This window comes from Aquaspirillum sp. LM1, from assembly GCF_002002905.1.
In the GTDB taxonomy this organism is placed as follows: domain Bacteria; phylum Pseudomonadota; class Gammaproteobacteria; order Burkholderiales; family Aquaspirillaceae; genus Rivihabitans.
On sequence record NZ_CP019509.1, the window covers coordinates 2,818,275 to 2,842,484 of the forward strand.

General features: G+C 53.2%; 19 protein-coding genes. 3 read left to right on the plus strand and 16 right to left on the minus strand.

Going from position 1 to position 24,210, the window contains the following annotated elements; translation table 11 throughout:
* Window positions 1-124: 124 nt before the first annotated feature.
* The 3 genes from ffh to purB all read left to right on the plus strand — a co-directional run bounded on the left by ffh (window position 125) and on the right by purB (window position 4,090).
* Window positions 125-1,480 (plus strand): signal recognition particle protein, encoded by a 1,356-nt coding sequence (gene ffh / locus BXU06_RS12030; protein WP_077299868.1) that lies wholly within the window; start codon window positions 125-127, stop codon window positions 1,478-1,480.
* A 168-nt stretch (window positions 1,481-1,648) separates the two neighbouring features.
* Window positions 1,649-2,554, plus strand: a complete 906-nt coding sequence (locus BXU06_RS12035; RefSeq protein WP_077299871.1) for a RimK family alpha-L-glutamate ligase — start codon at window positions 1,649-1,651, stop codon at window positions 2,552-2,554.
* A 165-nt stretch (window positions 2,555-2,719) separates the two neighbouring features.
* Entirely contained in the window at window positions 2,720-4,090 is a 1,371-nt protein-coding gene (gene purB / locus BXU06_RS12040; protein WP_077299874.1) for an adenylosuccinate lyase, read from the plus strand.
* Window positions 4,091-4,184: 94 nt separating this feature from the next.
* On the opposite strand, the gene BXU06_RS12045 is transcribed toward purB, so the two are convergent.
* The 16 genes from BXU06_RS12045 to BXU06_RS12120 all read right to left on the minus strand — a co-directional run bounded on the left by BXU06_RS12045 (window position 4,185) and on the right by BXU06_RS12120 (window position 24,128).
* A complete protein-coding gene (locus BXU06_RS12045; RefSeq protein ID WP_253189457.1) occupies window positions 4,185-5,162 on the minus strand; it encodes a glycosyltransferase in 978 nt (325 codons plus the stop codon).
* 232 nt (window positions 5,163-5,394) lie between these two features.
* Window positions 5,395-6,507: a glycosyltransferase family 4 protein gene (locus BXU06_RS12050; protein WP_077299877.1), complete on the minus strand. Its 1,113-nt coding sequence runs from the start codon at window positions 6,505-6,507 to the stop codon at window positions 5,395-5,397.
* Between the two features lie 75 nt (window positions 6,508-6,582).
* The gene (locus BXU06_RS12055; protein ID WP_077299880.1) at window positions 6,583-7,701 is read right to left on the minus strand and encodes a glycosyltransferase; all 1,119 of its coding nucleotides are present in this window, start codon (window positions 7,699-7,701) and stop codon (window positions 6,583-6,585) included.
* A gap of 84 nt (window positions 7,702-7,785) precedes the next feature.
* Entirely contained in the window at window positions 7,786-8,736 is a 951-nt protein-coding gene (locus BXU06_RS12060) for a hypothetical protein (protein WP_150125194.1), read from the minus strand.
* On the minus strand, window positions 8,723-9,565 hold the full coding sequence (locus BXU06_RS12065) for a carbohydrate deacetylase (protein ID WP_171982216.1): 843 nt from the start codon (window positions 9,563-9,565) through the stop codon (window positions 8,723-8,725). Before BXU06_RS12065 ends, BXU06_RS12060 begins: the two co-directional genes overlap by 14 nt.
* A 360-nt stretch (window positions 9,566-9,925) precedes the next feature.
* Window positions 9,926-11,014 carry a hypothetical protein gene (locus tag BXU06_RS12070; protein WP_150125195.1) on the minus strand — a complete coding sequence of 363 codons (1,089 nt, stop codon included), beginning with the start codon at window positions 11,012-11,014 and terminating at the stop codon, window positions 9,926-9,928.
* The gene (gene asnB, locus BXU06_RS12075; RefSeq protein WP_077299891.1) at window positions 11,001-12,965 is read right to left on the minus strand and encodes an asparagine synthase (glutamine-hydrolyzing); all 1,965 of its coding nucleotides are present in this window, start codon (window positions 12,963-12,965) and stop codon (window positions 11,001-11,003) included. The genes BXU06_RS12070 and asnB overlap by 14 nt, the downstream gene beginning before the upstream one ends.
* 120 nt (window positions 12,966-13,085) lie before the next feature.
* Entirely contained in the window at window positions 13,086-14,216 is a 1,131-nt protein-coding gene (locus BXU06_RS12080; protein ID WP_077299894.1) for a glycosyltransferase, read from the minus strand.
* On the minus strand, window positions 14,213-15,295 hold the full coding sequence (locus BXU06_RS12085) for a glycosyltransferase (RefSeq protein ID WP_150125196.1): 1,083 nt from the start codon (window positions 15,293-15,295) through the stop codon (window positions 14,213-14,215). The genes BXU06_RS12080 and BXU06_RS12085 overlap by 4 nt, the downstream gene beginning before the upstream one ends.
* Window positions 15,292-16,536 (minus strand): lipopolysaccharide biosynthesis protein, encoded by a 1,245-nt coding sequence (locus BXU06_RS12090; protein WP_077299900.1) that lies wholly within the window; start codon window positions 16,534-16,536, stop codon window positions 15,292-15,294. The genes BXU06_RS12085 and BXU06_RS12090 overlap by 4 nt, the downstream gene beginning before the upstream one ends.
* Before the next feature lie 29 nt (window positions 16,537-16,565).
* On the minus strand, window positions 16,566-17,516 hold the full coding sequence (locus BXU06_RS12095) for a glycosyltransferase family 2 protein (RefSeq protein ID WP_077299903.1): 951 nt from the start codon (window positions 17,514-17,516) through the stop codon (window positions 16,566-16,568).
* Between the two features lie 3 nt (window positions 17,517-17,519).
* Window positions 17,520-18,638: a DegT/DnrJ/EryC1/StrS aminotransferase family protein gene (locus BXU06_RS12100; RefSeq protein WP_253189458.1), complete on the minus strand. Its 1,119-nt coding sequence runs from the start codon at window positions 18,636-18,638 to the stop codon at window positions 17,520-17,522.
* On the minus strand, window positions 18,635-19,516 hold the full coding sequence (gene rfbA / locus BXU06_RS12105; protein WP_077299907.1) for a glucose-1-phosphate thymidylyltransferase RfbA: 882 nt from the start codon (window positions 19,514-19,516) through the stop codon (window positions 18,635-18,637). Before rfbA ends, BXU06_RS12100 begins: the two co-directional genes overlap by 4 nt.
* A 15-nt stretch (window positions 19,517-19,531) precedes the next feature.
* Window positions 19,532-20,599, minus strand: coding sequence for a dTDP-glucose 4,6-dehydratase (gene rfbB / locus BXU06_RS12110; protein WP_077299910.1), 1,068 nt, complete (start codon window positions 20,597-20,599; stop codon window positions 19,532-19,534).
* The gene (locus BXU06_RS12115) at window positions 20,596-21,891 is read right to left on the minus strand and encodes a Wzz/FepE/Etk N-terminal domain-containing protein (protein ID WP_077299913.1); all 1,296 of its coding nucleotides are present in this window, start codon (window positions 21,889-21,891) and stop codon (window positions 20,596-20,598) included. Before BXU06_RS12115 ends, rfbB begins: the two co-directional genes overlap by 4 nt.
* 11 nt (window positions 21,892-21,902) lie before the next feature.
* Window positions 21,903-24,128, minus strand: coding sequence for an SLBB domain-containing protein (locus BXU06_RS12120; RefSeq protein WP_077299915.1), 2,226 nt, complete (start codon window positions 24,126-24,128; stop codon window positions 21,903-21,905).
* Window positions 24,129-24,210 lie beyond the last annotated feature (82 nt).

The window sequence follows — 24,210 nt, forward strand, 5'->3', positions numbered from 1 at the left end:
AAGCCCCCGGCTGTTGTAAAATCATGCTTTCGTCGAAGCATACACCAAACCGTTTCGACATTGGCACGGATGGGCGCATCGGCCACCCTGAACCCCGATTTTGCTAGGCGGAGCCTGAACACCTATGCTGGATAATCTCACCACACGCCTTTCCGGCGTGATCAAGAACCTGCGCGGCCATGCCCGGCTGACCGAGGACAATATCAAGGATGCCATGCGCGAAGTGCGCATGGCACTGCTGGAAGCCGACGTGGCGCTGCCGGTGGTGAAAAGTTTCATCAACGATGTGCGCGAACGGGCGATGGGCCATGAGGTGATGGGCAGCCTCACCCCAGGCCAGGCGGTGGTCGGGGTGGTGAACGAAGAACTCACCCGGCTGATGGGCGAGAAAAACGACGCGCTCAATCTGGCTGCCGTGCCGCCAGCCATCGTACTGATGGCCGGTTTGCAGGGGGCGGGTAAAACCACCACCTCGGGCAAGCTGGCCAAGCTGCTGAAAGAGCAGAACAAGAAAAAAGTCCTGCTGGTGTCCGCCGACGTGTATCGCCCGGCGGCCATCGAACAGCTCAAGCTCTTGGCGCAACAGCTGGACGTGGAATGGTTTCCGTCCGATGCCAGCCAGAAACCGGTGGACATTGCCCGCGCCGCGCTGGATCACGCCAAGCGCCACTTTCATGATGTGCTGATTGTCGATACCGCCGGTCGCCTGGCCATCGACACGGCGATGATGGAAGAAATCAAAGCCCTGCACGCGGCGCTGAATCCGGTGGAAACCCTGTTTGTGGTGGATGCCATGCAGGGGCAGGATGCCGTCAACACCGCGCAGGCTTTCAACGAGGCGCTGCCGCTGACCGGGGTGATCCTGACCAAGCTGGACGGCGACTCGCGCGGTGGCGCGGCGCTGTCGGTGCGCCATGTCACCGGCAAGCCCATCAAGTTTGTCGGTGTGGGCGAAAAGCTCACCGGCCTGGAGCCGTTCCACCCGGAACGGATGGCCAGCCGGATTCTGGGCATGGGCGATGTGCTGTCGCTGATTGAAGATGTGCAAAAGGGCATCGATCAGGACGAAGCACAAAAAATGATGAAGAAGATGAAGTCCGGCAAGGGCTTCGATCTGGAAGACTTCAAGGCGCAAATCCAGCAGATGAAAAAAATGGGCGGCATGGCCAGCCTGATGGAAAAAATGCCGGGGCAAATCGGCCAGCTGGCCAAGGGCATTGAAGGCATGCAGGCCGACAAATCGGTGGCGCGCATCGAGGGCATCATCAATTCGATGACCCCCGCCGAGCGGCGCAAGCCTGAATTGATCAAGGCCAACCGCAAACGCCGGATTGCCGCCGGCTCTGGCGTCACCGTGCAGGAAGTCAACCGCCTGCTCGCCCAGTTTGAGCAAACCCAGAAGATGATGAAGCAGTTTTCCAAGGGAGGCTTGTCCAAGCTGATGCGCGGCATGAAGGGCATGATGCCGGGCGGGATGTAAACCAGCCGGTGCCGAAACCCACTGCGGCACGCCCCCTGCCGGGCAAGGTGCCCCACATGTGGCAGGCTTTCCGACCGGAATGAACCCCAGGCGGATGACCTGCCCGGATAATCAGCGCCAGCCAGGCCACAGGCCAGGCTGGCGAATTGTTTTAGTTGAAGAAGCGTCATGTACGATATTGCTGTATTGACCGATGGCCGCTATCTGGCCAGCAACGATGCCGACTGGTATATCAGCCAGATCCATCAGGAAGACAATCTGGTGCTGGACGCCCTGCGCCGTCAGGGGCTGAACGCCATCCGCCGCGACTGGGCCGACCCGTCGGTAGACTGGTCGGATTGCCGTGCGCTGCTGTTTCGCACCACCTGGGATTACTTCGACCGCTTTGCCGAGTTTTCACCATGGCTGGACCGGGTCAGCCAGCAGTGCCGCTTGCTGAATGAAGCCGCGCTGATCCGCTGGAATATCGACAAGCATTATCTGGCCGACCTGGCCGCCAGCCAGGTGAACGTGGTGCCCACCTGCTTTGTCGAAACCGGCGACCCGCGCAGCCTGGCCGAAGTTGTCGCTGCCACTGGCTGGGACGAGCTGATTCTCAAGCCCGCTGTATCGGGTGCGGCCCGGCACACCTACCGTTTTGCCGCCGCCAATGCCCAGCAACACGCCGAGGTGTTTGCCCAGCTCGTGCGCGAAGAAGCCATGCTGCTGCAGCCGTTTCAGCACAGCGTGCTCCATCACGGCGAAGTGTCGCTGATGGTGATTGATGGCAAAGTCAGCCACGCCATCCGCAAAACCCCCAAGGCCAATGATTTTCGCGTGCAGGACGACCACGGTGGCAGTGTGCATCCGCATCAGGCCAGCGCCGAGGAAATGGCCTTTGCCGAAGCAGCGGTGGCTGCCGTGCCGTTTGATGTGATGTATGCCAGGGTGGATGTGATCCGCGATAACCAGCAGCAGCTGGCAATCATGGAGCTGGAAATGGTCGAGCCGGAGCTGTTTTTCCGCTTTCACCCGGCAGCAGCCGACCAGTTGGCCAGCGGCATTGCCCGCCGGCTGACCGACGCCGCCCGCTAAGCAGCGCGCACAAAACGTGCCGGGCGGTGTTGTGCCGCCTTGCCAAGACCGCTTGGGTTTTATGCCCAGCCCTGTCGGCGCAGCCAGACAGGGATGAAAACCGATGTTTGATTCACCCCGGCGAGCCGCCTTGTGGCCCTCGCCCACTTATTTAGGATATTGCCCATGACTTTGCATGTGCTCACTGCCCTGTCGCCGCTGGATGGCCGTTACGCCGCCCAGGCCGAAGCCCTGCGCCCGGTGTTTTCCGAATATGGCCTGATGAAGGCCCGCATCCAGGTGGAGCTGGAATGGCTGAAAATGCTGGCCGCCGAGCCAGGCATTGCCGAAGTGGCACCGTTCTCACCGGCCACGATTGCAGAAATCGACGCGGTGATTGCCGGCTTCAGCGTCGAGCACGCCGAGGCGATCAAGGCCATTGAAGCCCGCACCAACCACGATGTGAAGGCCATTGAGTACTGGCTGAAGGAAACCCTGTCCGGCAACCCGGAAGTGATGGCTGCCAGCGAGTTCATCCACTTTGCCTGCACCTCGGAAGACATCAACAACCTGTCGCACGCACTGATGCTCAAGGCCGCCCGCGAAGACGTGCTGCTGCCCAAGCTGGATGAGCTGATTGCCAAACTGACCGAGCTGGCCCATCTGCACGCCGACCTGCCGATGATGAGCCGCACCCACGGCCAGCCGGCCACCCCGACCACGCTGGGCAAGGAAATGGCCAATGTGGTGTACCGGCTGAAGCGCCAGCGCGAACAAATTGCCGCGCAAGCGCTGCTGGGCAAGATTAACGGCGCGGTGGGCAACTTCAACGCCCACCTGAGCGCCTACCCGAACGTGGGCTGGGAAGGCCTGGCCACCCGCTTTGTTGAAGGCCTGGGCCTGAGCTGGAACCCGTACACCATCCAGATCGAGCCGCACGACTATATGGCCGAGCTGTTCCAGGCGATGAGCCGGGTCAACACCATCCTGATCGACCTCGACCGCGATGTATGGGGCTATATCTCGCTGGGGTACTTCAAGCAACGGGTCAAGGAAGGCGAAGTCGGCAGCTCGACCATGCCGCACAAGGTCAACCCGATCGACTTTGAAAACTCGGAAGGCAATCTGGGCATCGCCAACGCGCTGCTGGGCCATCTGGCGGAAAAGCTGCCGCTCAGCCGCTGGCAGCGCGACCTGACCGACTCCACCGTGCTGCGCAATATGGGCGTGGCGTTTGGCTACACCCAGCTGGGCTTTACCGCACTGCTGCGCGGCCTGAACAAGCTGGAAGCCAACCCGGCGGCGCTGGCGGCAGATCTGGACACCACCTGGGAACTGCTGGCCGAACCGATCCAGACGGTGATGCGCCGCTACGGCATTGAGAAGCCGTACGAGCAGCTGAAAGACCTGACCCGTGGCAAGGGCGGCATCACCCAGGCCACCCTGGCGGCCTTTATCCAGAACCTGGCGATTCCGGAAGACGAAAAAACCCGTCTGCTGGCACTGTCGCCGGCCACGTATCTGGGCAAGGCTGCCGAGCTGGCCAAGCGGATCTAAGCGCTTAACAACCCCAAACAAAACGCCTTCGATGAAACATCATCGAAGGCGTTTTGTTGTATGCGCATTTTCTGGTGTGACATCGGCATGGTTATCAGCTACGTCGCCGATACACAATCAGCCATTTTGGCGTGCGCCAGCGCACCAGACGCCGATACAGCCAGACATATACCACAGCAAAACCGACACAACTGAGCAAAAGCATCACCGGGTAGCGCCAGAACAGCAGCGCAGGCACGGCTGACAAGGCCCACAGCACCCAGAGATAGGGAGAGGTCAGCGCATTGCGCATGGTGCGGTGAAAGGGATCTTTGCTGCCAACATGCCACCGGACGACTCTTTTGTACAGCATTTGATGCATATGGCATGCATCGGGGTGCCCAGGAGAGCCGGCATGCGAACTGACCCGACGCACAATCGTGAACAAGGTTTCAAATACTGGATAAAACAATAACAACATGGGGAACCATGCAGATACATGAGGATGACGCGCCACCAGCAGCACAGATAATTCAGCCAGCAAGAACCCCACCAGATACGCGCCACCATCCCCCAGAAAAATCCGTCCAAACGGAAAATTCCACAGCAAAAACCCACACAGCGCCCCGGCCAGCGACAAACCGGACACCACAATAAAATTATCGCCCAGCAAAAAACCGACAAAGGCCAGGCACAACGCCACGCCAGCCGACACCATGGCTGCCAGGCCGTTGTAACCGTCGATCAAGTTGATGGCATTGGCCACCCCGCCCACCGCTACGGCAGTCAGCATCAGTGACACAGGCCACAATTCCGATAACATGCTGTCAATCAACGGAATATCCAGACGGGTAAGCGCGGCACCAAGAAACCAGTAGCCAGTGACCGCCGACAGCATGGTTAGCAGCAGGCGTGGCAGGACACCGACTTTCTTGGTCATGTCTTCGGTGATACCACCAAAAAACGCCGGGCTGGCCACCATCAGCAAAAGCCAGGTTTGATAGGGAGGTTCCGCCAGTAGCAAGGACAGCCAGCAGGCTGAGGCCAGCATGCCAATCAGAATACCTAGCCCACCCACGCGAGGCACAGCCACGACGTGAAATTTTTGCACGCCCCCCAGATCAGAGTCTGCAGTCAGATGCCGATGCAAATGCTCGGAACGAATGATCAGCCAGACAGCAAGGGCCGAGGCGAAAAAGGCAGTCAGAAAAACAATCATGCTTGAGAGATCACACGCCGGCCAGACAATCTTGAAAATGGAAAAATGTGCCATCACAACAGCACACCTAGCCTGATTGAGCTTTCTAATCAGGTAAAGCTGGCTACTATTTTAACATACCCGATATTGCTTTGAGATAACAATTAATAACATAACGCTCAGCAAAAAGGCGCTCGACTCGCTCCCGACCAGCCAGCCCTAACGCCAAGCGCTGTGCAGGGCTAAGCTGAGCGATGCGCAACATGGCCTGGGCCAGCGAGGGACCGTCCTTAACTCGGCACAAAGCACCATTGACACCGTCCTGCACCACCTCACGACACCCCGGCACATCGGTAGCCACCAGTGGACGTCCCATGGCCGAAGCTTCCAGCAAGGTGCGCGGCATGCCTTCTCTATAGGAGGGCAGCACCACACAATCGGCCCGTGCAATCATGGGACGCACGTCGCTGGTTTCGCCCCAGTATTCAACTATGCCAGTGGCCACCCAAGCCTCCATCTGTTCACGCGTCACCGCAGATAGGTTTTCTACCCCCAAAAAACCTAGCAAAACAAATCTGGCTTGCAAACCCTGTGTCTTGAGCCACTGAGCGGCTTCAACAAACTCGGCGATACCTTTATCACGTAGCATTCGTCCCAACAGCAAAAACACAGGACGATCCCCTTGCTGATCAGGCAGTGGGACAGGGGAAAAGCGTTCAATATCAATCCCAGAACCCGGCACCAAAAGAGCTTGAGTTTCACTCACTAGATTATTATCTAAAAACAGTTGTTTATCATCTGGATTCTGGAAAATTACCGAGGAAGTTGGTTTCAATGCAAGCCGATAAAGTTTTTTTACCACCGACTGTAACCAGCCAGAAGACAAAAATGCAGTTCCCAGACCCGTAACTGTATTCAGAACAGGGATCCCCAGGTGATGCGCTGCCAGCGACCCATAAATCACAGGCTTGATGGTGTAGTGCAAAACCACATCAGGGCACACTCGAGTGTAATAGGCATGCAACTGCAACATTAGCCTGATGTCATTAATTGGATTTGAGCCTTTACAATCAATATTCAGAGGATACACCATACAACCGAGCTGTTCAAGAATACTAAACTCAGGGCCAGCAGGTGCCAGCACATGTACCTGATGCCCCTGAGCCAGCAATGCTTGGATCAGCCCTAAGCGAAAATTAACTACATTCCACGCAGCATTCACTGCAATACACACGATCATAATGGGATAGCCCACCCCGTCAGGCAACGTGCGTCATACACGGCTATATCACGCACCACCCCAACAAAAAATTATTTAATCTGGGCGTCTGAGCAAAGACGACCACTCCTGAAAATAGTGATCAGCTACAGCAGCCAAGGAAAAATGCTCAACAATACGATTGCATGCTTGATGCCCCAGTTGCTTCCGTTCATGCTGCGGCAAGGCCAGTAAGGCAGCCATCGCATCACTCAGCGCAAAATCGTCCCTCGGCATAACCACACGCCCGCAACCATCCAGAATCCAGGCAGAATCTCCAACGTCGGTCACCACCATCGGAATACCACACGCCATCGCCTCTCCAACTACATTTGGAAATGCCTCGGCATGCGAAGCATTGACAGCAATATCCAGGGCAGCAGTCAGCCGTGGAATATCGCCCCGTTCAGCCAACAAGTGAACCTGATGCCGAATTTCTTCTGGCACACACGCCAGTACCTCTGGATTATCTGCCGAACATCCACGGCCAATACAAAGAAAGTTTGCATCTGGATATTGACGAACCAACATGGCTGCCGCAGCAAAAAACCCCCGGTGGTTTTTCAGTGGCTGCCAGCGTGCAATCAAGCCAATCAATGGACAGTTGGGGGAAAGGCCAAGCTCCTCACATACACTCAGTCTTGCCTCGGGCATCGGGTGAAAAACCGAACAATCAAAACCATTTGGAATCACCATGGCTTGCTGACTGGAATAGCCAAAATTCGTATGCTGTTGAGCCCCTAGGCGAGACACATAAAAAATTCGATCGGCCCAGCGTGACAGCCAGGCATCTAGGTGCACCACCAGCCGGGTTAAACGCTTTTCCTGGGCAAAAATAGTCATCGAACTACGAATGGCAATTGCCAAAGGAATATGCCGTTGCGAAGCAGCAAAGTAACGAGCTAAGTGCGCTAAAACATTGCTATGATACATCCAGCCTTGCACTATATCTGGCTGAAACTCTTTCACAATGGCACGAAGCCGAGATACTGCTTGCCAATTGAGCCGCGCCCGAGGCATATCCAGTGAGCGAATTTCGATCCCCATCTCAGGAAAATGCTCACCCTGTAGCGCCATGATAGACACGACCAGTGGCTGAACTCCCTTGGGGCGAAGCGCATTGAGTACACGAAACAGCGCCATTTCAGCACCGCCAGTGCCCAACGCAGTAGTCAAGACAAGAATCCTCACACATACCCTTAACAAAACACACTCAATCAGCTATGGCTAAAATCACGCCAGAACTGAGTGAGTATTAAGTTAAATAAAATCCATGTCGCCAAAGGTAAACCCAAACCGACGATTGGACAAATCGGTAGCCCATGCTGCATCCTGCCCCTTGACAATAAAATTAAATTTGTTTTTAACCGTATACGTCATCCAAGTATCTCGAAAACAGACTAACGCTGGATGCTCCAGAACGAGTAATGCGTACGCCCCAATAGAGGCTGCAGCCTGCTTTACCTGATGAACAAATCCCTGGGCTTCTACACCAGGCCGATAAAACATGTCCATTAAACACGCCAAAGGAATTCCCTTTTTAAACTTGACCGCCAAGATGGCATAACCAACCAACTCTCGATCAGCGTATAAAGGAACCTTATATACTGGCTTTTCCGGTGGATTTTTTTCATACCGCCAATGCAAGTACTCGGCATCTTTAATAAATACATTTTCAATCTTCTGGCCAGCGTAAGCTTGCAAGACATTAGAGTCAAAACGCTCATGCAACTTGGCTGATGGGCGAAAAACTGCCCCAGGCAAAGGGATTAGCCAGATATCCGGACTTTTCCCGACAATGTAGTCAAATTTGGTCAAGTAGATTGGGCGAGCCACCAAATTGGGAAACGCCAGAAAATTAATCACTGACTGGCGAGCATTCACCGCCTCTGCCTCTCGGTAAAGACGACCGAACAAACCTTTACCACGTACACTTTCTGCCGTTAATACTTTCTGCGGCATCGCCATCTGCACAGCATCACCACGATAGCACAAAGGAAAATTCCGCATAGTGGTAACCCCAACCAGTTGTCCACTGGCATCCTCAGCCACCACTAAACTGGGAGGGCACCCTGGAGCCTGAAAATACCACCAATCGAGGTAGTGCTCAGAAACCGAAGGTTCATTATTCTCAACCCTGATTAACTCTTTGATGCGAGGAACATCAGATCGACTAGCCTCAAAAACACGAATACCATCAGATTTTTGCATATGTGGTTACCTCACCTTCGAATTTACTCAGTACGTTTTCGACAGCCAAAACATGATGTTCAGCATAACATTTTCCGATAAATTCGGCATGAGCCTCCCAAGAATCAGCATATAGCGCCTGAAGATCAGGACCGGAGCGATAGGGGTGAATAAATAGCTCAACACACTGCCCCCTACTCTGCTTCATCAATTGAAGATAATCTTCAACAGCAAATTGCATTTTACCCAAATCATGCACGGAAATTAATGCATCGTTTGTTGGTACACGCAACATCATTTTATAGACAGCCGTAACCATACGCAAAACACCTTGCTTAAAAAAACGCACAGGGCGTTGCCACAACAAGTGAAACGGTGCCGAAGAAAATGCCAAACGAATAGGAACCTGCAGCCGATTGACCTCAGATAAAATCGCAAAAAATACTAGCGGAGTCATATGTGCATGCTGATGTGAATCAATATGAGCCAGAGTCAATTGATGACGAGAAAAAAAATCGACCTGCGCCCGAAATTCAGCACGAATATCAGCCACCCTCACCTGACCAGAGGCACACCGCGCAAGTAGCGTTTTACGAGAAAAAAACACCCCTGCCTGATCAGTCAAAGATGATACGCCAGTTATTGCCTTCCCTTCGGTCAGGCAAAAATGTAAGCCCACACTCAGCGCAGGATACTGGCGGGCCATGGCCAGCGCGTGCTCGGTGCCCGGCATATTCACCATCAATGTGGTGGATGTCAGATTACCCTGTAAAAACACATCTAAAATAGCTTGATTCACCGATGGCGAAAGCCCAAAATCATCAGCATTTACAATTAATTTTTTTTTCACCAATCACACCTTCCACCGATACCTCCGGCCAATACTCATAACGTGAGAACACAGAGAAACGCTGATGAGTTCAAAAATCATTGCCACCAGAAGCAAAACACAGAAAAACCGAGAGTCTACAATCTCACCCTCATGAGAAACAGCAATTCTTTTTGCATGCCATGCCACACAAAAAACCCAGCTTTATCTTCTAAGGATGCACTAATTTATTCAGAAAAATCATTTTCCAAAAAGCAAAACGCAGCAAAACCAAAATACTGAATTCCTGCATTCGCGGGAATGACGATTTTTCCAGCACATCCCTAACCATGCACTTTTATTTACCATTCCGAATCATTTCATATAACCAACAACCCAGGACTACGTTTTTTGCTTAGGCGGAAGTGTCAACCGATCAGCAAACAAAATAAACAACAAGACAAATGGAAACCGATAACGCGCTGCCGTGCCATAATTGAACACTACCGCACCATAAATCATCATGGAAGACACCATAAAAATTTTTAAATTGAGAAAAATATTCTCCATTCCAGGTTTGGCTTGACGCCGCCAGAAAGACACCATCAACCCCATCATCACCAAATTTTCTATACTCTGAACTAGCTGAAAAGCCTTACCCGCCTGCCATGGAAGAGGCATCAACATGACGCCAATCGCCCCAGACAGCAGTTCAAAAGGCAAGATCACGCCAGAAGACAGTAGCGGCACCTCGCCCACCCCGCCATCCTCGGCATAAAAAGACTTACGGTATTTGTTTAGGTCAGCCAAGAATCCGACACCCAATAGCATCACCAAAGCAAAAACACCTCCTAGAACAATAGCCAAAATCATTCTAGATTTTGATTTACCTGCAATCAAACTCATCGCAAAAGGCACCAGCACCATCATAGCATTCTGCAGCTTAATCATGAATAGTGGCAACACCCATAGCAGCCCCAAAAAAACATTTCTTTTTTCAATCAGATTATAGATAGCCATAAACATGCACACCATAATCAGCACATCACGCCCCCCAATTGCAGCATAAAGCACAAAACTGGGGTAAAACAGATAAAAAAGCTGACTACGCTCGGAAAGAAAGCCCTGCCTATTCAAATAAACATACAAACAGACAATCAGCGTCAAATTCATTAATGAAGTGGATCGAACACTATAAATGTATGGCAAAGGAAACAGGGTAAAAAACCAGGAAGCATTCAATACATTGACCCCAGCCAATGCCATACACCACTCGGCATCCCCTCCTCTGCGCATATTAGCACAACGCACATAACCCAATTGATCAGGCATATATGATACGGGAAACAACACATCGTTAGTTAAAAACACCATGGCTGTTCTACCGAGAAACACCCAAAAAGCCAGCGTGCCTAGACGGTTGGTCAATCGCAGACCTACCAGCAAGCACAAAACAGTCAGCAAATTGGCAATTTCTTCAGGAGAAAACATGCCGACGGCTCTCCAGCCAAGCCTGAAACATCAAAATATCCCAAAGCAAATATTGGGCATTGGTGCGGCCAGCCACAAAATCACGCCATACCCACGCCACCCGATCCGCATCAAAAATATCTTCCTGCTTCAAACGTACAGGATCCAGCAGAGCATCAGCCCATTCACGCAGCGGCCCCAGTAACCACTCTCCAACGGGAATACCAAAGCCCATTTTTGGCCGATCAATAATGGCCTTTGGAACATACTGATATAGTACCTGACGCAATAACCACTTGCCTTGATCACCGCGCAGCTTGTAGCGCATTGGTAAGCGCCAAGCCAGTTCAACCACTCTATGGTCCAGTAAGGGGACTCGAGTCTCCAGGCTCACACCCATGGCAGCACGATCCACCTTGGTCAGAATGTCATCGGGCAAATATGACAAACTGTCCAGCAACATGCACTTCTCTGCCAACGACAATTCAATTGGCACTGGCTTGCGCCCGGTTAGCCAGGTGCTAGGCTCATGTGCGCCCTTCACCACACTGGCAGGGTCAGCCCAGTGCGAAATTAATGCTTGGTATGTAGCCTCATCCCCCCGAGCGGCCAGAATATGCTGAAGACGATTTAGCTTGTCTTCGGGATATTTTGCGCGCAACGCAGCTGGCAACATCGGCATTAACGCTCGATAAATTCGGCCAAAACTACTGGGTGACATTTTTTGCAGCCCAGCACCACTGAGCAGACGCAAGCTATCAGGCATTTTTTTCAAGGTAGCAACCAGCTTTTGCATCTGCAGGTAACGGGTATAGCCAAAAAATAACTCATCCCCACCATCGCCGGACAATGCAACCGTCACCTGTTGACGAGCGAGTTGACTAACCAAGAAGGTGGGGATCTGAGAACTGTCGGCAAATGGCTCATCGTACAATGCAGGCAAGCGCGGAATCACCTCCAGCGCATCATCTGGCTTGACATACAGCTCAGTATGCTCAGTACCAAGATGCAGGGCCACAGCCTTGGCATGCTCGGCTTCATTAAACCCTGGCACATCAAAACCAATCGAGAAAGTTTTAACTGGCTGAGCTGACTGCTTTTGCATCATGGACACAATCAGCGATGAATCAATACCGCCAGATAAAAAAGCACCCAACGGCACATCTGCCAGTAACTGTCCACCAACTGCCCTAGTAATGGTCTGATCCAGTAACTGGATCGCTTCAGCCTCACAAACATCCAGCGAACTTGAATGTCCTGAACATGCAACTTCGGACAAGGACCAATACACCAGCGGTTCAGGGGGGCGTGCACTTACCACCGCAGCCCAATCCAGAACGGCAATACAGCCAGGCTCCAGTTTGGCAATCCCTTGCCAGATAGAATATGGCGAAGGAATAACACTATGCCGCAAATAGAGCGCAACCGCATTGCGATTGATCTGTGGCTGAAAACCTGGGCAGGCATCCATGGCCTTGAGCTCTGAACTAAAAAGAAAAGCATCGCCATGCCAACCGTAATACAGTGGTTTTTCACCCAGGCGATCACGCCCCAAGGTTAACGTGCGCGTTTGCCTATCCCACAAGGCAAAAGCAAACATGCCCACTGTACGCTCAACAGTAGCCTGTACACCCCAGCGAGCAAAACCCACCAATAAGGTTTCTGTATCAGAGTGACCCCGCCAGTCGTACGCGCCCAGTTCAGCACGCATATCAAGATGGTTGTAGATCTCACCATTAAACACCAACACATAACGCTGGCAGCTGGAAATCATAGGTTGATGACCTGCTGGCGACAAGTCCACAATGGACAAGCGCGTATGCACCAGCAACACTGAAAGTTCGGGATCAAACCATACGCCATGATCATCCGGACCGCGATGCTGGAGCGACTGCGCCATGCGGTGCCCCACTAACTCCAGACTCTCCACTGCTGGTTTATGTCGCCAGATCACGCCAGCCAATCCACACATGATGCTACCTTTCCTGATGTTCTTCCTGCGGCAGATTTGGAGCCAGCATCCGCTACGCCCAGACCCCCAGCACCCTCACCGGTGCCAGATTGATCTGCTGATGGTGACAATGGTACAAAATTACTTCACCCCAGACAATTCTGATAGCAAGGTAACTGTTCGCTGCTCCAAAAATGTGAGGTCAAATACTTCGATAATTCGCTCATGTGGGTTTTTCCTAGGTAGCGCACGCTGTAAATACATCTGCCGCATAGCAAGGTATAACGCATCTACATTACCAGGGGGTACAATTTCCCCATAATCTGCCATCAGCCAGGCCGCATCACCGACATCGGTGCTAATCACTTGTACCCCACAGGCCATGGCTTCGCCTAACACATTGGGCGATCCCTCGGAGAGGGATGCCGAAACAAAAACGTCCAAGGCATTATAAGCCGATGGCATATCATGGCACGCACCAGGAAAAATCATTCTGGCAGACAGCCCAGCAGCATTGGCCAATGCCTGCAAGTGCTGGCGATAGACATCTGGCCCTGGGCCGACACAGACAAAATTTAGCTCAGAAAACTCGGCAGCCAAACGTGCAGCAGCGGTAATAAACCCAGGATGATTTTTTACCGGATCCAAACGCCCCATCAACCCAAAAACAAAGCATTCGGGTGCAATACCCCATTGCTTACGGATCCGTGCACCGGACAAGGGGTCTGAGCGAAAGCGCCGGGTATCAATGCCATTAGGAACACAGACCGTATTGGACTCTGGAAAACCGCGGTGGCGCACTAGCGATAGCCCTTTCCAGGAATTACAAATAATCAGGTCAGGAAAACAGGCTAACCGGGTTTCCAGCCAGCTTTCTAAACGCCCCATCCACCCATACTGACTTGGGTCAAAATCAGAAACGCGCACGCCCCAGACCAGCTTGCAAGCCGGCGCAAAATAACGCGCCAACCAGAGCAGCACATTCGACATCGGCAAATAGCCGTGCACAATTTTAGGATTTTCCTGACGCAGCAAGCAAACCAGTCGCCAAAAAAATGGCAATACATCCCACCGACCTGATTTATGCAAACTCAGCACCGGGACGCCTGCTTGATTCAGATCGCGCTCAAATGCCCCCCCATCATAAAAAGTGGCTACACGCACCCGATGCCCGGCAGCATGCATGGCCAAGACCAGCAGCGTCAGCTGCCGCTCTGCACCGCCAAGATGCAGAGAACGAATCAGAAACAATACATCCAATGGCGCACTCATGCGCTTCCTCCGGCCTGCCAGACATCCACATAGCGGGCAGCCACATGCCGATAATCGTGCTGGCGCAGCACAAACTCACGCCCAGCCAGACCCAGTGCCGGCAATTGATCACGCTGTGCCAGAATGGCTTCCACTTGGGCCACAATCGATTCTGGCTCCGGCAAAATATTGCGAATCGGGCACAGGTCTTCCCCATACATCAGCTGCTGATGCTCTGACTCATTACCGCCTAACACCACTTTGCCCAGTGCCAGGGAAAACAATCCGTTCACGCCACTTCCATGTGAGGAAGTTTGATCCACCACCACGTTCACGGTTGATAACAAGTTCATATACTCATGAAGCGGCAAGCCACCCTGAATAATACACTCCACATCATTCGGGTATTTCTTGCGCAAGATGTCAAATGCAGCACGAACATGATGAGTACCCTTGAAGCCCTCACGAATCAAACCATGAAACACCACCAGCTTACCATGTCTCAGTAGATTTTCCTGGCAAGCAATCTTCTCTACATTGATTGGAATAGGCAATGGCTTTTTCAGCCTAGACAGATTCTGATATCCAACCCAATAATCGTACATGATAGGAATAATCCCATCCACACGATTGGCCAGCCAGAGATTGAATGCGCGGCGCTCAGGTGCCTGCCATGGGCCTGGATCGTCATTGAGCTCATAATGTTCCACATCATCAAAAGGGCCATAGCGCAATCGCTCACGCCCTTCCTTCCAGTAAAAAGCATCACAGCCAGCGCCAACCAGAAAAGCTTTTTGGTTATGTTCAAGCAGAAACTTAAGCATCTTTTCGTTATAGCCAAACTGAGTACTAAACAAAATGGGGTTGATAATTTGAATCACATCATAATTAACCAAACGAGGCAAAGCCAGCAGCGGGTTTATAATGCGGCCAATACGACCACGCACACCAGATGCCCGGCTACCCAGCATAATGTCAGTCGGAATGTGCTTCCAGCCATCTCCCATCGATGCTACACGGGCATCATGCCCCAACTCCAGCAGACCATCACACAAATTCTTATGTAGCGCACTAAATTCGCCTAGCAGTAATACCTTCATTCGGTCACCTTTACCCTGTGCTGGCGAAACCGACGCTCACACCATAGGGCCATCCCACCATTAGTGAACACGGCGATGGCCAATGCAAACATTTGGCCATAAACAGCACCCATGATGCCAATTTTCGGGATCAAAATCGAAGAAACCAATAGATTCACGCCACCGACGGTCAATGTAATGATCGAAGTAGACAAAAACAATCCACGACCAATCCATTGGGAAGCCATAATAGAAGAAAAACTCAGGAATACCAGTACAGGCACCAAAGCCAGCAAAAGTGGTGCAGCAGACTCATAACCTGGTCCAGCAACCCAGGGTAGCCAGTAAGAAGCGCTTAATGCGACCATGAGCCCCATGCCCATAGTTAATAACACAATCAGCAAGATCATCTTGCGCTGCAGTCGCCACACGCCATCTGGCCCCAGCGTTCCCTGCCGACCATACAATACTTGTGAAGCCGATTGCGAAACCACTAGCAATATATTCATCAATTGCTGGGCAAGCTGGAAAAACCCTGCTTCACGCACCCCAACTGTACTGGCAATCATCAGGGTACCTGTGGTATTCAATAAGATAGCCCCCAGCGCATTTAAATGCAGACGGGCACTGCCAGAAAGCAAGGGCTTGAACTCTGCCCGAATAGCAGACCAGGAAGGGAAATACTGGGCACAACGCCGCCACACCAGCCAAATGCCACCAGAAGAAATCACAATCTGGCCAGCCAACCCAGCCAACAGTACCCCGACAATGCCAAAATCCCAGACAGCCACAGCCAACAACACACAGGTAATTGACACTGTCCGACCGAGCACCAAACTGATATTGCCCAGTACAATGCGCTCACTCATGACCAGCAAAACCGTGCCGTAAATCTCCCAGATCATCCAAGGTAGATAAGCCAAGGCTAACGCCAGCAAGCCAGGCGACAACTGGCCAAACATTTCTGGACGCAGATGCCACAACAGCAAGGCAACCAGCCAAGCGATGCCGGAGAGCGCAAGGCACGCATAGACCAAGGCCATGGCCACCGAGCGAAAACGTTCTTCGTGCGCATGGCCAGAAAGGCGCTGGGAAGCCACTTCAGCCAGGCTGCAATGCGCAATGCCAACAAAGGCGCTTGCCCAAGCCAGCACGGCAGCGTACTCCCCTCGTCCATCCGGGCCCAACCAGCGCGCAGTCAGCATCAAGGTCAGCACACCAATGGTCAAACTATACAGCTTGGCCCCCACGGTACGGCTCATGGTGCGCCATATATCGCGTTTAAGGACGCTCAAATGCGCCCCTTCCGTCGATCATTCCAGGCAATCGCCAGCCCTGCGGGATAGGCCAAGGCCACCAATACACGCTGAAATACAGGGCGAACATCCCGCACGGTTGGCCAGAAACCCATCCGGGCGTGAATGGATAAGCGAACGTACATGAGTAAGGAGACCAACACCGTACGCTTGTCCGGCCAGACGCGCCAGAAAAAGTCATTCAGGCACAGCATGGCGGCAAAGCGCTGCCCCTTCACATAGCGAATCTTGTGCATGGATGACAGCGATTCATGCGAAGTCTGATTGATGAAATACACCCGCAATGCATCGTTAATGAACAGTGCCCGGTAATGCAGTGCAATGCTGAGCCAAACGTGCTGTTCGGGAACATAACGGTCAATATCGTCACGGAAGCGGAAATGCGGGTCTTGCAGAATGTCACGCCGCGCCATCCCCCATTTCTCCCCCAGGTAGTGATGCTGAAAAAACACCGTAAACATGTCGGTCAACCAAGGAGATTGCGCATAAGGGCGACCAATCAGCTTGCCATATTGATCGCAGCACCGGCTCGATACGCCAGAAACCCCGGCGCGCTCGGCAGGAGGAATGGACAACCAGGCTTCGTACAGTCGCGCCAGCGCTTCTGGCACAAAGGCGTCGTCGTGGCCCGCCAGGATGATGAACTCACCGCGTGCCGCAGCAATGCCGGCATTGAACCCGGCCAGGACCATGCGGTTTTCCGAGTGCTCAATGATGCGCACGGGAAAATCCGCTTGCGCCTGATAGGCTCGCAGACGCGCCAGGGTGTCATCCGTGGACGCGTCATCGATCACCACCCATTCAAAACTGCGCAGCGTCTGCGCGCACAGGCTGTCATAGACGCGATGAATCAATCCGACTGAGTTGTAGCACGGTGTCAGTACGGTAAAGACAGGATGAGCGATTGTCTCAGGGTCAGTCGTCATGCCTCACCCTTTTGCGAAAAAATCGCGGCAGGCAGCCACCACCAGCGCGGCCTGCTCCAGAGTCAGCGTCGGCCCCATCGGCAAGCTCAGCACCTGGTGATGAATAGCTTCGGCGATTGGTAATGCCCCTGCGGCCAAGCCCAGGTTGGCATAGGCCGGCTGCAAATGCGGCGGCACCGGATAATGAATCAAGGTGCCCACGCCAGCAGCAGCTAACGCCTGTTGCAGGGCGTCACGGCGCGGGGTTTGCACAACGTATAAATGCCAGACAGGCTCAGCGCCAGACAGCACCGTCGGTAACACCAAAGGTAAGTCGGCCAGTTCACGCTGGTAAAAACCGGCAATCTGCTGACGGTGGGCGATATCGCCATCCAGATGCGGCAGCTTGACTGCCAGCAACGCCGCTTGTAACTCATCCAGCCGGCAGTTATAGCCTTGCAAGGCATGCTGGTATTTGACTCTGGAGCCATAATTGGCCAGCATGCGAATGCGTTCAGCCAGCACATCGTCATCGGTGGTCACTGCGCCAGCATCGCCCAGTGCGCCAAGGTTTTTACCCGGATAAAAACTGAAGCCTGCGGCATGCGCCAGCGTGCCGGTGCGCCGGCCCTGATAGCGGGCACCATGCGCCTGGGCGGCATCTTCGATCACCTTCAGCCCATACTGATCGGCAATGGCCAGCACCGCCGCCATGTCTGCCGGCTGGCCGTACAGATGCACTGCCATGATGGCCTTGGTGCGCGGGGTAATGGCGGCTTCCAGGCGAGCAGGATCAATATTGTAGGTGGCTGGATCGGGCTCAACCGGCACTGGTAGCGCCCCCGCCTGGGTGACGGCCAGCCAGGTGGCTATATAGGTATTGGACGGCACAATCACCTCGTCGCCCGCGCCAATCTCCATGGCGCGCAAGATCAGGTGCAAGGCATCCAGGCCGTTGCTGACGCCAATGGCGTGCCGACTGCCACAATACTGGGCAAACGCCTGTTCAAACGCGCTGACTTCCTGCCCCTGGATATACCAGCCGGAATCAATCACCCGGGCGCACGCTTCCAGCAATGCCTCACGATACTGGGCATTGCTGGCTTTCAGATCAAGAAACGCAATCGGATTGGCCGCCATCATGCCCGCTCCTCGGCCAGCAACTGCTGCAGATACATGCCATATCCGGTTTTCGCCAGCGGAGCCGCCAGGCTTTCCAGCTGGGCAGCGTTGATCCAGCCTTGCCGCCAGGCAATTTCTTCCGGACAGGCCACTTTCAAGCCCTGGCGTTTTTCCAGGGTTTGAATGAACTGGCCGGCCTCTAGCATCGAATCATGTGTGCCGGTATCCAGCCAGGCGTAACCTCGGCGCATCAGTTGTACATCCAGCTGGCCTTGTTCCAGATACACCCGGTTGACATCGGTAATTTCCAACTCACCGCGCGCCGAAGGGCGGATACTGCGGGCAATCTCCACCACTTGTTCATCATAAAAATACAGGCCAGTCACGGCAAACCGGGACTTGGGCTTGCTAGGTTTTTCTTCCAGGCTGAGCGCCTGACCTTCACGGTCAAATTCCACCACACCATAGCGCTCAGGGTCGTTTACCTGATAGGCAAACACTGAAGCGCCAGTGGTCTTGGCATTGGCGCGCCCAAGCAGCTCGCCCAGCGCGTGGCCATAAAAGATATTGTCGCCCAACACCAGCGCCGACGGCGCGCCCGCCAGAAATTCCTCACCAATCAGAAAAGCTTGCGCCAGGCCATCCGGGCTGGGCTGCACGGCATAGGAAAACGACACACCCCATTGGCTACCATCACCGAGCAGCTGGGCAAAGCGCGGGGTATCCTGCGGCGTGGAAATAATCAGGATGTCCTGAATCCCGGCGAGCAGCAGCGTGCTGAGCGGGTAATAAATCATCGGCTTGTCGTATACCGGCAGCAGTTGTTTGGACACCGCCAGCGTCGCCGGGTACAGGCGGGTGCCACTGCCGCCAGCCAGAATAATACCTTTTCGTTTCATGATTGCTTCACTCAATTATTTATAATGATTCTTTAACCAAGCATCAAATGCCCCGCCGGTTACAGCGCGCACCCAATCTTGGTGCTCCAGATACCAGTGAACCGTTTTTTCAATGCCGGTTTCAAAGGTTTCTTCCGGCTTCCAGCCCAGCTCACGCGCCAGCTTGCTGGCATCAATGGCGTAACGCTGGTCATGCCCCGGGCGGTCGGTGACAAACTGAATCTGCTCGGCGTAGGATTTGCCATCCTCGCGAGGGTGCAATGCATCCAGACGGGCGCAAATAGTATGCACCACCTCCAGATTGGTTTTTTCATTCCAGCCGCCCACATTATACGTTTCACCTGGCACGCCGGCAGCCAGCACCCGGCGAATTGCCGCGCAATGATCCGTGACAAACAGCCAGTCACGCACATTGCTGCCATTACCGTAAATCGGCAGCGGTCGTCCGGCCAGCGCATTGAGGATCACCAGCGGAATCAGTTTTTCCGGATAATGAAAAGGTCCATAATTGTTCGAGCAATTGGTGGTCAGCACCGGCAAGCCGTAGGTGTGGAACCATGCTCGCACCAAGTGATCCGAAGCGGCCTTGGAAGCAGAGTACGGGCTATTGGGCTGATAGGGATGGGTTTCAGCAAACGGCGCATCGTCTGCCGACAGCGAGCCATAGACTTCATCGGTCGAAACGTGCAAAAAGCGGAATGCCGCCTGCGCCGACGCCGACAGGCCCTGCCAGTAGCTGCGCGCAGCCTCCAGTAGGGTGAACGTGCCGTTGACATTGGTGCGGATGAAATCACCCGGCCCATGAATGGAACGATCCACATGGCTTTCTGCGGCAAAATTCACCAAGGCCGCCGGCTGATGCTCAGCCAGAATGGCGCTGACACAGGCCATGTCAGCGATATCGCCATGGATAAACTGAAAGCCTGGCCGCCCTTCCAGACCGGCCAAGCTTTCGCGATGTCCCGCATACGTCAGCGCATCAAGCACCACCACATGCCCTTCAGGATGCTGGCGAAACCATTCGTGTACAAAATTACTCCCAATAAACCCAGCCCCGCCAGTCACTAGCATCACACTGTTCATTTTTTCTTCCACTTAAACTTGAAATTCATCCGTGACGGCATGGCTGGCCTCTTCCAGCGCAATGCATCACCAATCATGCGAACGCGGCGCATATTTTCTTCATCACGCAACTGAATACTAATCAACTCATAAACTAGCACACCAAAAACGCTGACTAAAAACCCCACCAATGCTGCCAAGGACACCGCTCGCCGTTTTCTGGGGTAAGAAGCAGTTGAAGAAGGAATTGCCCGATCCAGCAATTCAATCATGGTCGCGTCTTTGACTTGGTCAATTCGAGTCAGCTGTAGCTCTTTTAAAAACAACTCATATACCAACTCAAGATTTTTTACTTCGCGGAATTTTTTGACATACTCCATAGAGATTTCAGGCAACAACCCTTCGGAAGCCTGTAAAGAAATATCAGGGGTTGTCTGTATCGGCTGACGCCATTGTGCCAGTTGTTTTTTCAATGCTTCTACTTCAAACTTCAGCCGCAGATAATCAGAATTCTGCTCAGTCGCAAAAGCTTTCATGGCTGACATTTCAGTTTCTTTGGCGGCAATTTCTGCACGCAAGCGACCGCTTTCCTGAATAGCCATCTGAATTTGGTTATCCAGTTTGAGCACCCCCGTTTCCTGCTGAATCTTGCGCAAAGCCATTTCTGCTGCAGTCAGTTGCTGCAGGGAAACATGCATCTGTTGCTCATAAAACAACCTGCGTTTGGATGCATCATTGACAGCCAGTTCCTGCGTAATAGACTGCAAAGCATCGGCATATCCATTGGCAATTTTTGCTGCCCAGACAGGATCAGAATCCTCGACTTCAATATTAATAATCCCGTTAGGGCTGGGTGTAATTTTGACCATACCGAATAGCCGGTTATACACCTGCTCCAGAGACGCAATATTCCAGCGCTTGCGCAACTCAAAATTGCTTTCGATAAAATCAGCCGCTGCTCGACTCTGTAAAATAGCCAGATACATATCGTTTACCGGCTTTTGCCCTTCTAGCACCCCCCCGACCCCCGCCCCGGCCAGCGAGCCGGTCTGATTAAGCATGGTCGCGGTGTTGGGTTTGGTTTTAGGCGGGAGCAACCGGGCAATTGCGCTATAGCGGGGCTCCTGAAAGGAGAGAAACACCAAGGCAATTGCGACAGCCACCATAGGTCCAAGCAACAGCCATAGCTTATGCCTGAGCAAGGCCAGCACAATATCTAACGGGTGAAACTTTGCAGCATTGGCGTGGGATGTGCCATCTTCAGACAAGAGCGCTTTTTTGTCAGCCGCCACCATGGGTTCTTGTGAGGACATAAACTAAAACCTCACTTATTCATCGCGTTCACTGCGGCAATCCCAATACCAAACTGATAAAAGATCTGCCCCCAGTCACGCAGGAATTTCCGCCAAAGCGTCCGGTCAGTTTCGTAGGGCACCACAATCGTATCACCAGGCATAATGGTGACAGAACTGATTGGCCACATGGATTGCTTGCGGCTCCAGATCGAGCCATCAGCACGCTGAACATAGATCGCAGAACTGTCTGCTTCTCTTCCTTCTCCACCAGCACGGGCAATATAGTCAGACAGGCTCAGTGACTCCTGAAATGATACGGATGACTCGCGATGAACAGCCCCGACCACCGTCACCACCTTGGCCCGAGGCGGAAAGAACAGACGATCACCATCTTCTAAAGGTACGTCAGGAATACTATTAATATCTTTGGTTTTAGGGTCGATATTCATCAGCACCCGGCCAGATGCCTGTAAACCACCCAGCGCAGCCAAAAATCGGCGACGAACCTCACCATCACGCGACTCGGCAACATCCTGACCGCTGGAGCTGTTCCGAGTGGTAACAATATTTTCAAATTCCATTTGCACATCCAGACGGGCAATCAGCTCCGTCATTCTTGCTTGCTGAAAAGCACGAGCAGAGACACGCGTCAGCTCAGTTCCAAACAGATAAGCATTGGGCGTCAACCCGCCCAGCCGCTTGATCAGCTGGCGTACGGTTTCTCCTGGCAGCAAACGGTACAAACCAGGTGCCTGCACTTCTCCTTCCAGACGCACAAAGCGATCATGGCTTTCCTCTGGCTGGCGGATATCCTCCCGGCCAAACACCGTCACCACGTCACCCGGCATCAGCAGCAAGTTGGCGGCAGGTTCACGCTGCAAAACAGCCTTGGCCAGATTGAATGGAATCAACGTCACTGCCTGGGTCACGGGATGCATCCGCTCCACCACTGCGTATGCCCAGTTCACCTCACCCGTCACTCGAGGCTTGAAATCACTTTCCTTGTCGATCTTGAGACCCATCGCCTGATTGCGCGCCACCCAATATTCTGGACGCAGCAAGGCTGCACGCTCAGGAATCAGGTCACTGATGCGCATTCCCTTGCGCCATGGCACATTGGCAGGCATGGCCACATTGCCACGCAAGGTCACCACATTCTCGATTTTTGGCGAAATAGCGTATACCCGGACAATATCACCATCCCGAACCGGACGCGCCAATCCATCAGGGTCTAAAGTAAACTCTTCAATTTTGCGTAAACTACGTTCAACAATACGCTCAAGTGTGACGCGCTGACCTGCCGCTGTTGTTGTCATGCCACCAGCGGACTCAAGTACATGAGCGAGCGACTCCCCTTTTTTCAGCTCAAATATGGCTTGCGTATTGACACTGCCCATCAGCGCGACCAGTGGTCCCACGGGCAAAACCTGGATAACATCGCCCGATAGCAAGCGAATGTCTTTGGACTTGTCGCCACGTAACAGGAAGTCATAAAGATCAAATTCAGCAATCAGCTGATTATTGCGGCGCACATAAATCCGACGCAATGAGCCTTTATTAGAAGGCCCGCCGGTAGCAAATAAAGCACTGAGCAGGGTGCTCATTGGACTGATTGAATAACTACCAGGAAAACGTGCGTGCCCCACTAGAAAAACCTGCACGGAACGTAACTCACCCAATGATACGTTCAATTCAAAATTACGAAATACCCGGCCAATCGCGGTACGTAGATAGCTATTCAGTTGGCGATACTCAGTACCCGCCACATGCAACACACCCACTTTGGGAATGTTGATATTACCCGCCCGGTCAACTTTGGATCGATAATCAATCTCCACCTGCCCCCAGGCACGAATCAGAATCTCATCGCCAGGGGCAATCACATAATCTCCTGAGAGCGCAGCCTCTTCCACAGGAGAAAAAGAAGCAGGCGCTCGGGAGAAAAAATCCCGGCCAAACAATGGCAGGCTGCGTCCACTTGCCTGGGATACAAACGCCTGGAACTCCAGCGGCGGTTCTGACGGTAACTCCTCCACCAGCAAGCCGGAGGCTTTCAGCTCAGACACCTTGGCCTTGGGAATCACCGACAATGGCGCATCCGGGCGAGCATCCTTGGTTTCTGCCCCCTCGGGAGTAGAAATTTTCTGAATGGTAGAACGGGGATCCTGGGTTGCGGCCTGTGCTGCCCATCCTGCACGCGGCACGCACAACACCAGCAGTGAAGCAAGAATGAGAAAAAAAGCGCGCATGGGCATGGTAGAGATACTCTTAGGAGCCTAATCTTAGCATGTTCACTTTCCGAAATGGAAAGCTTGGCCGGATCGTTCCCTTGGCGTC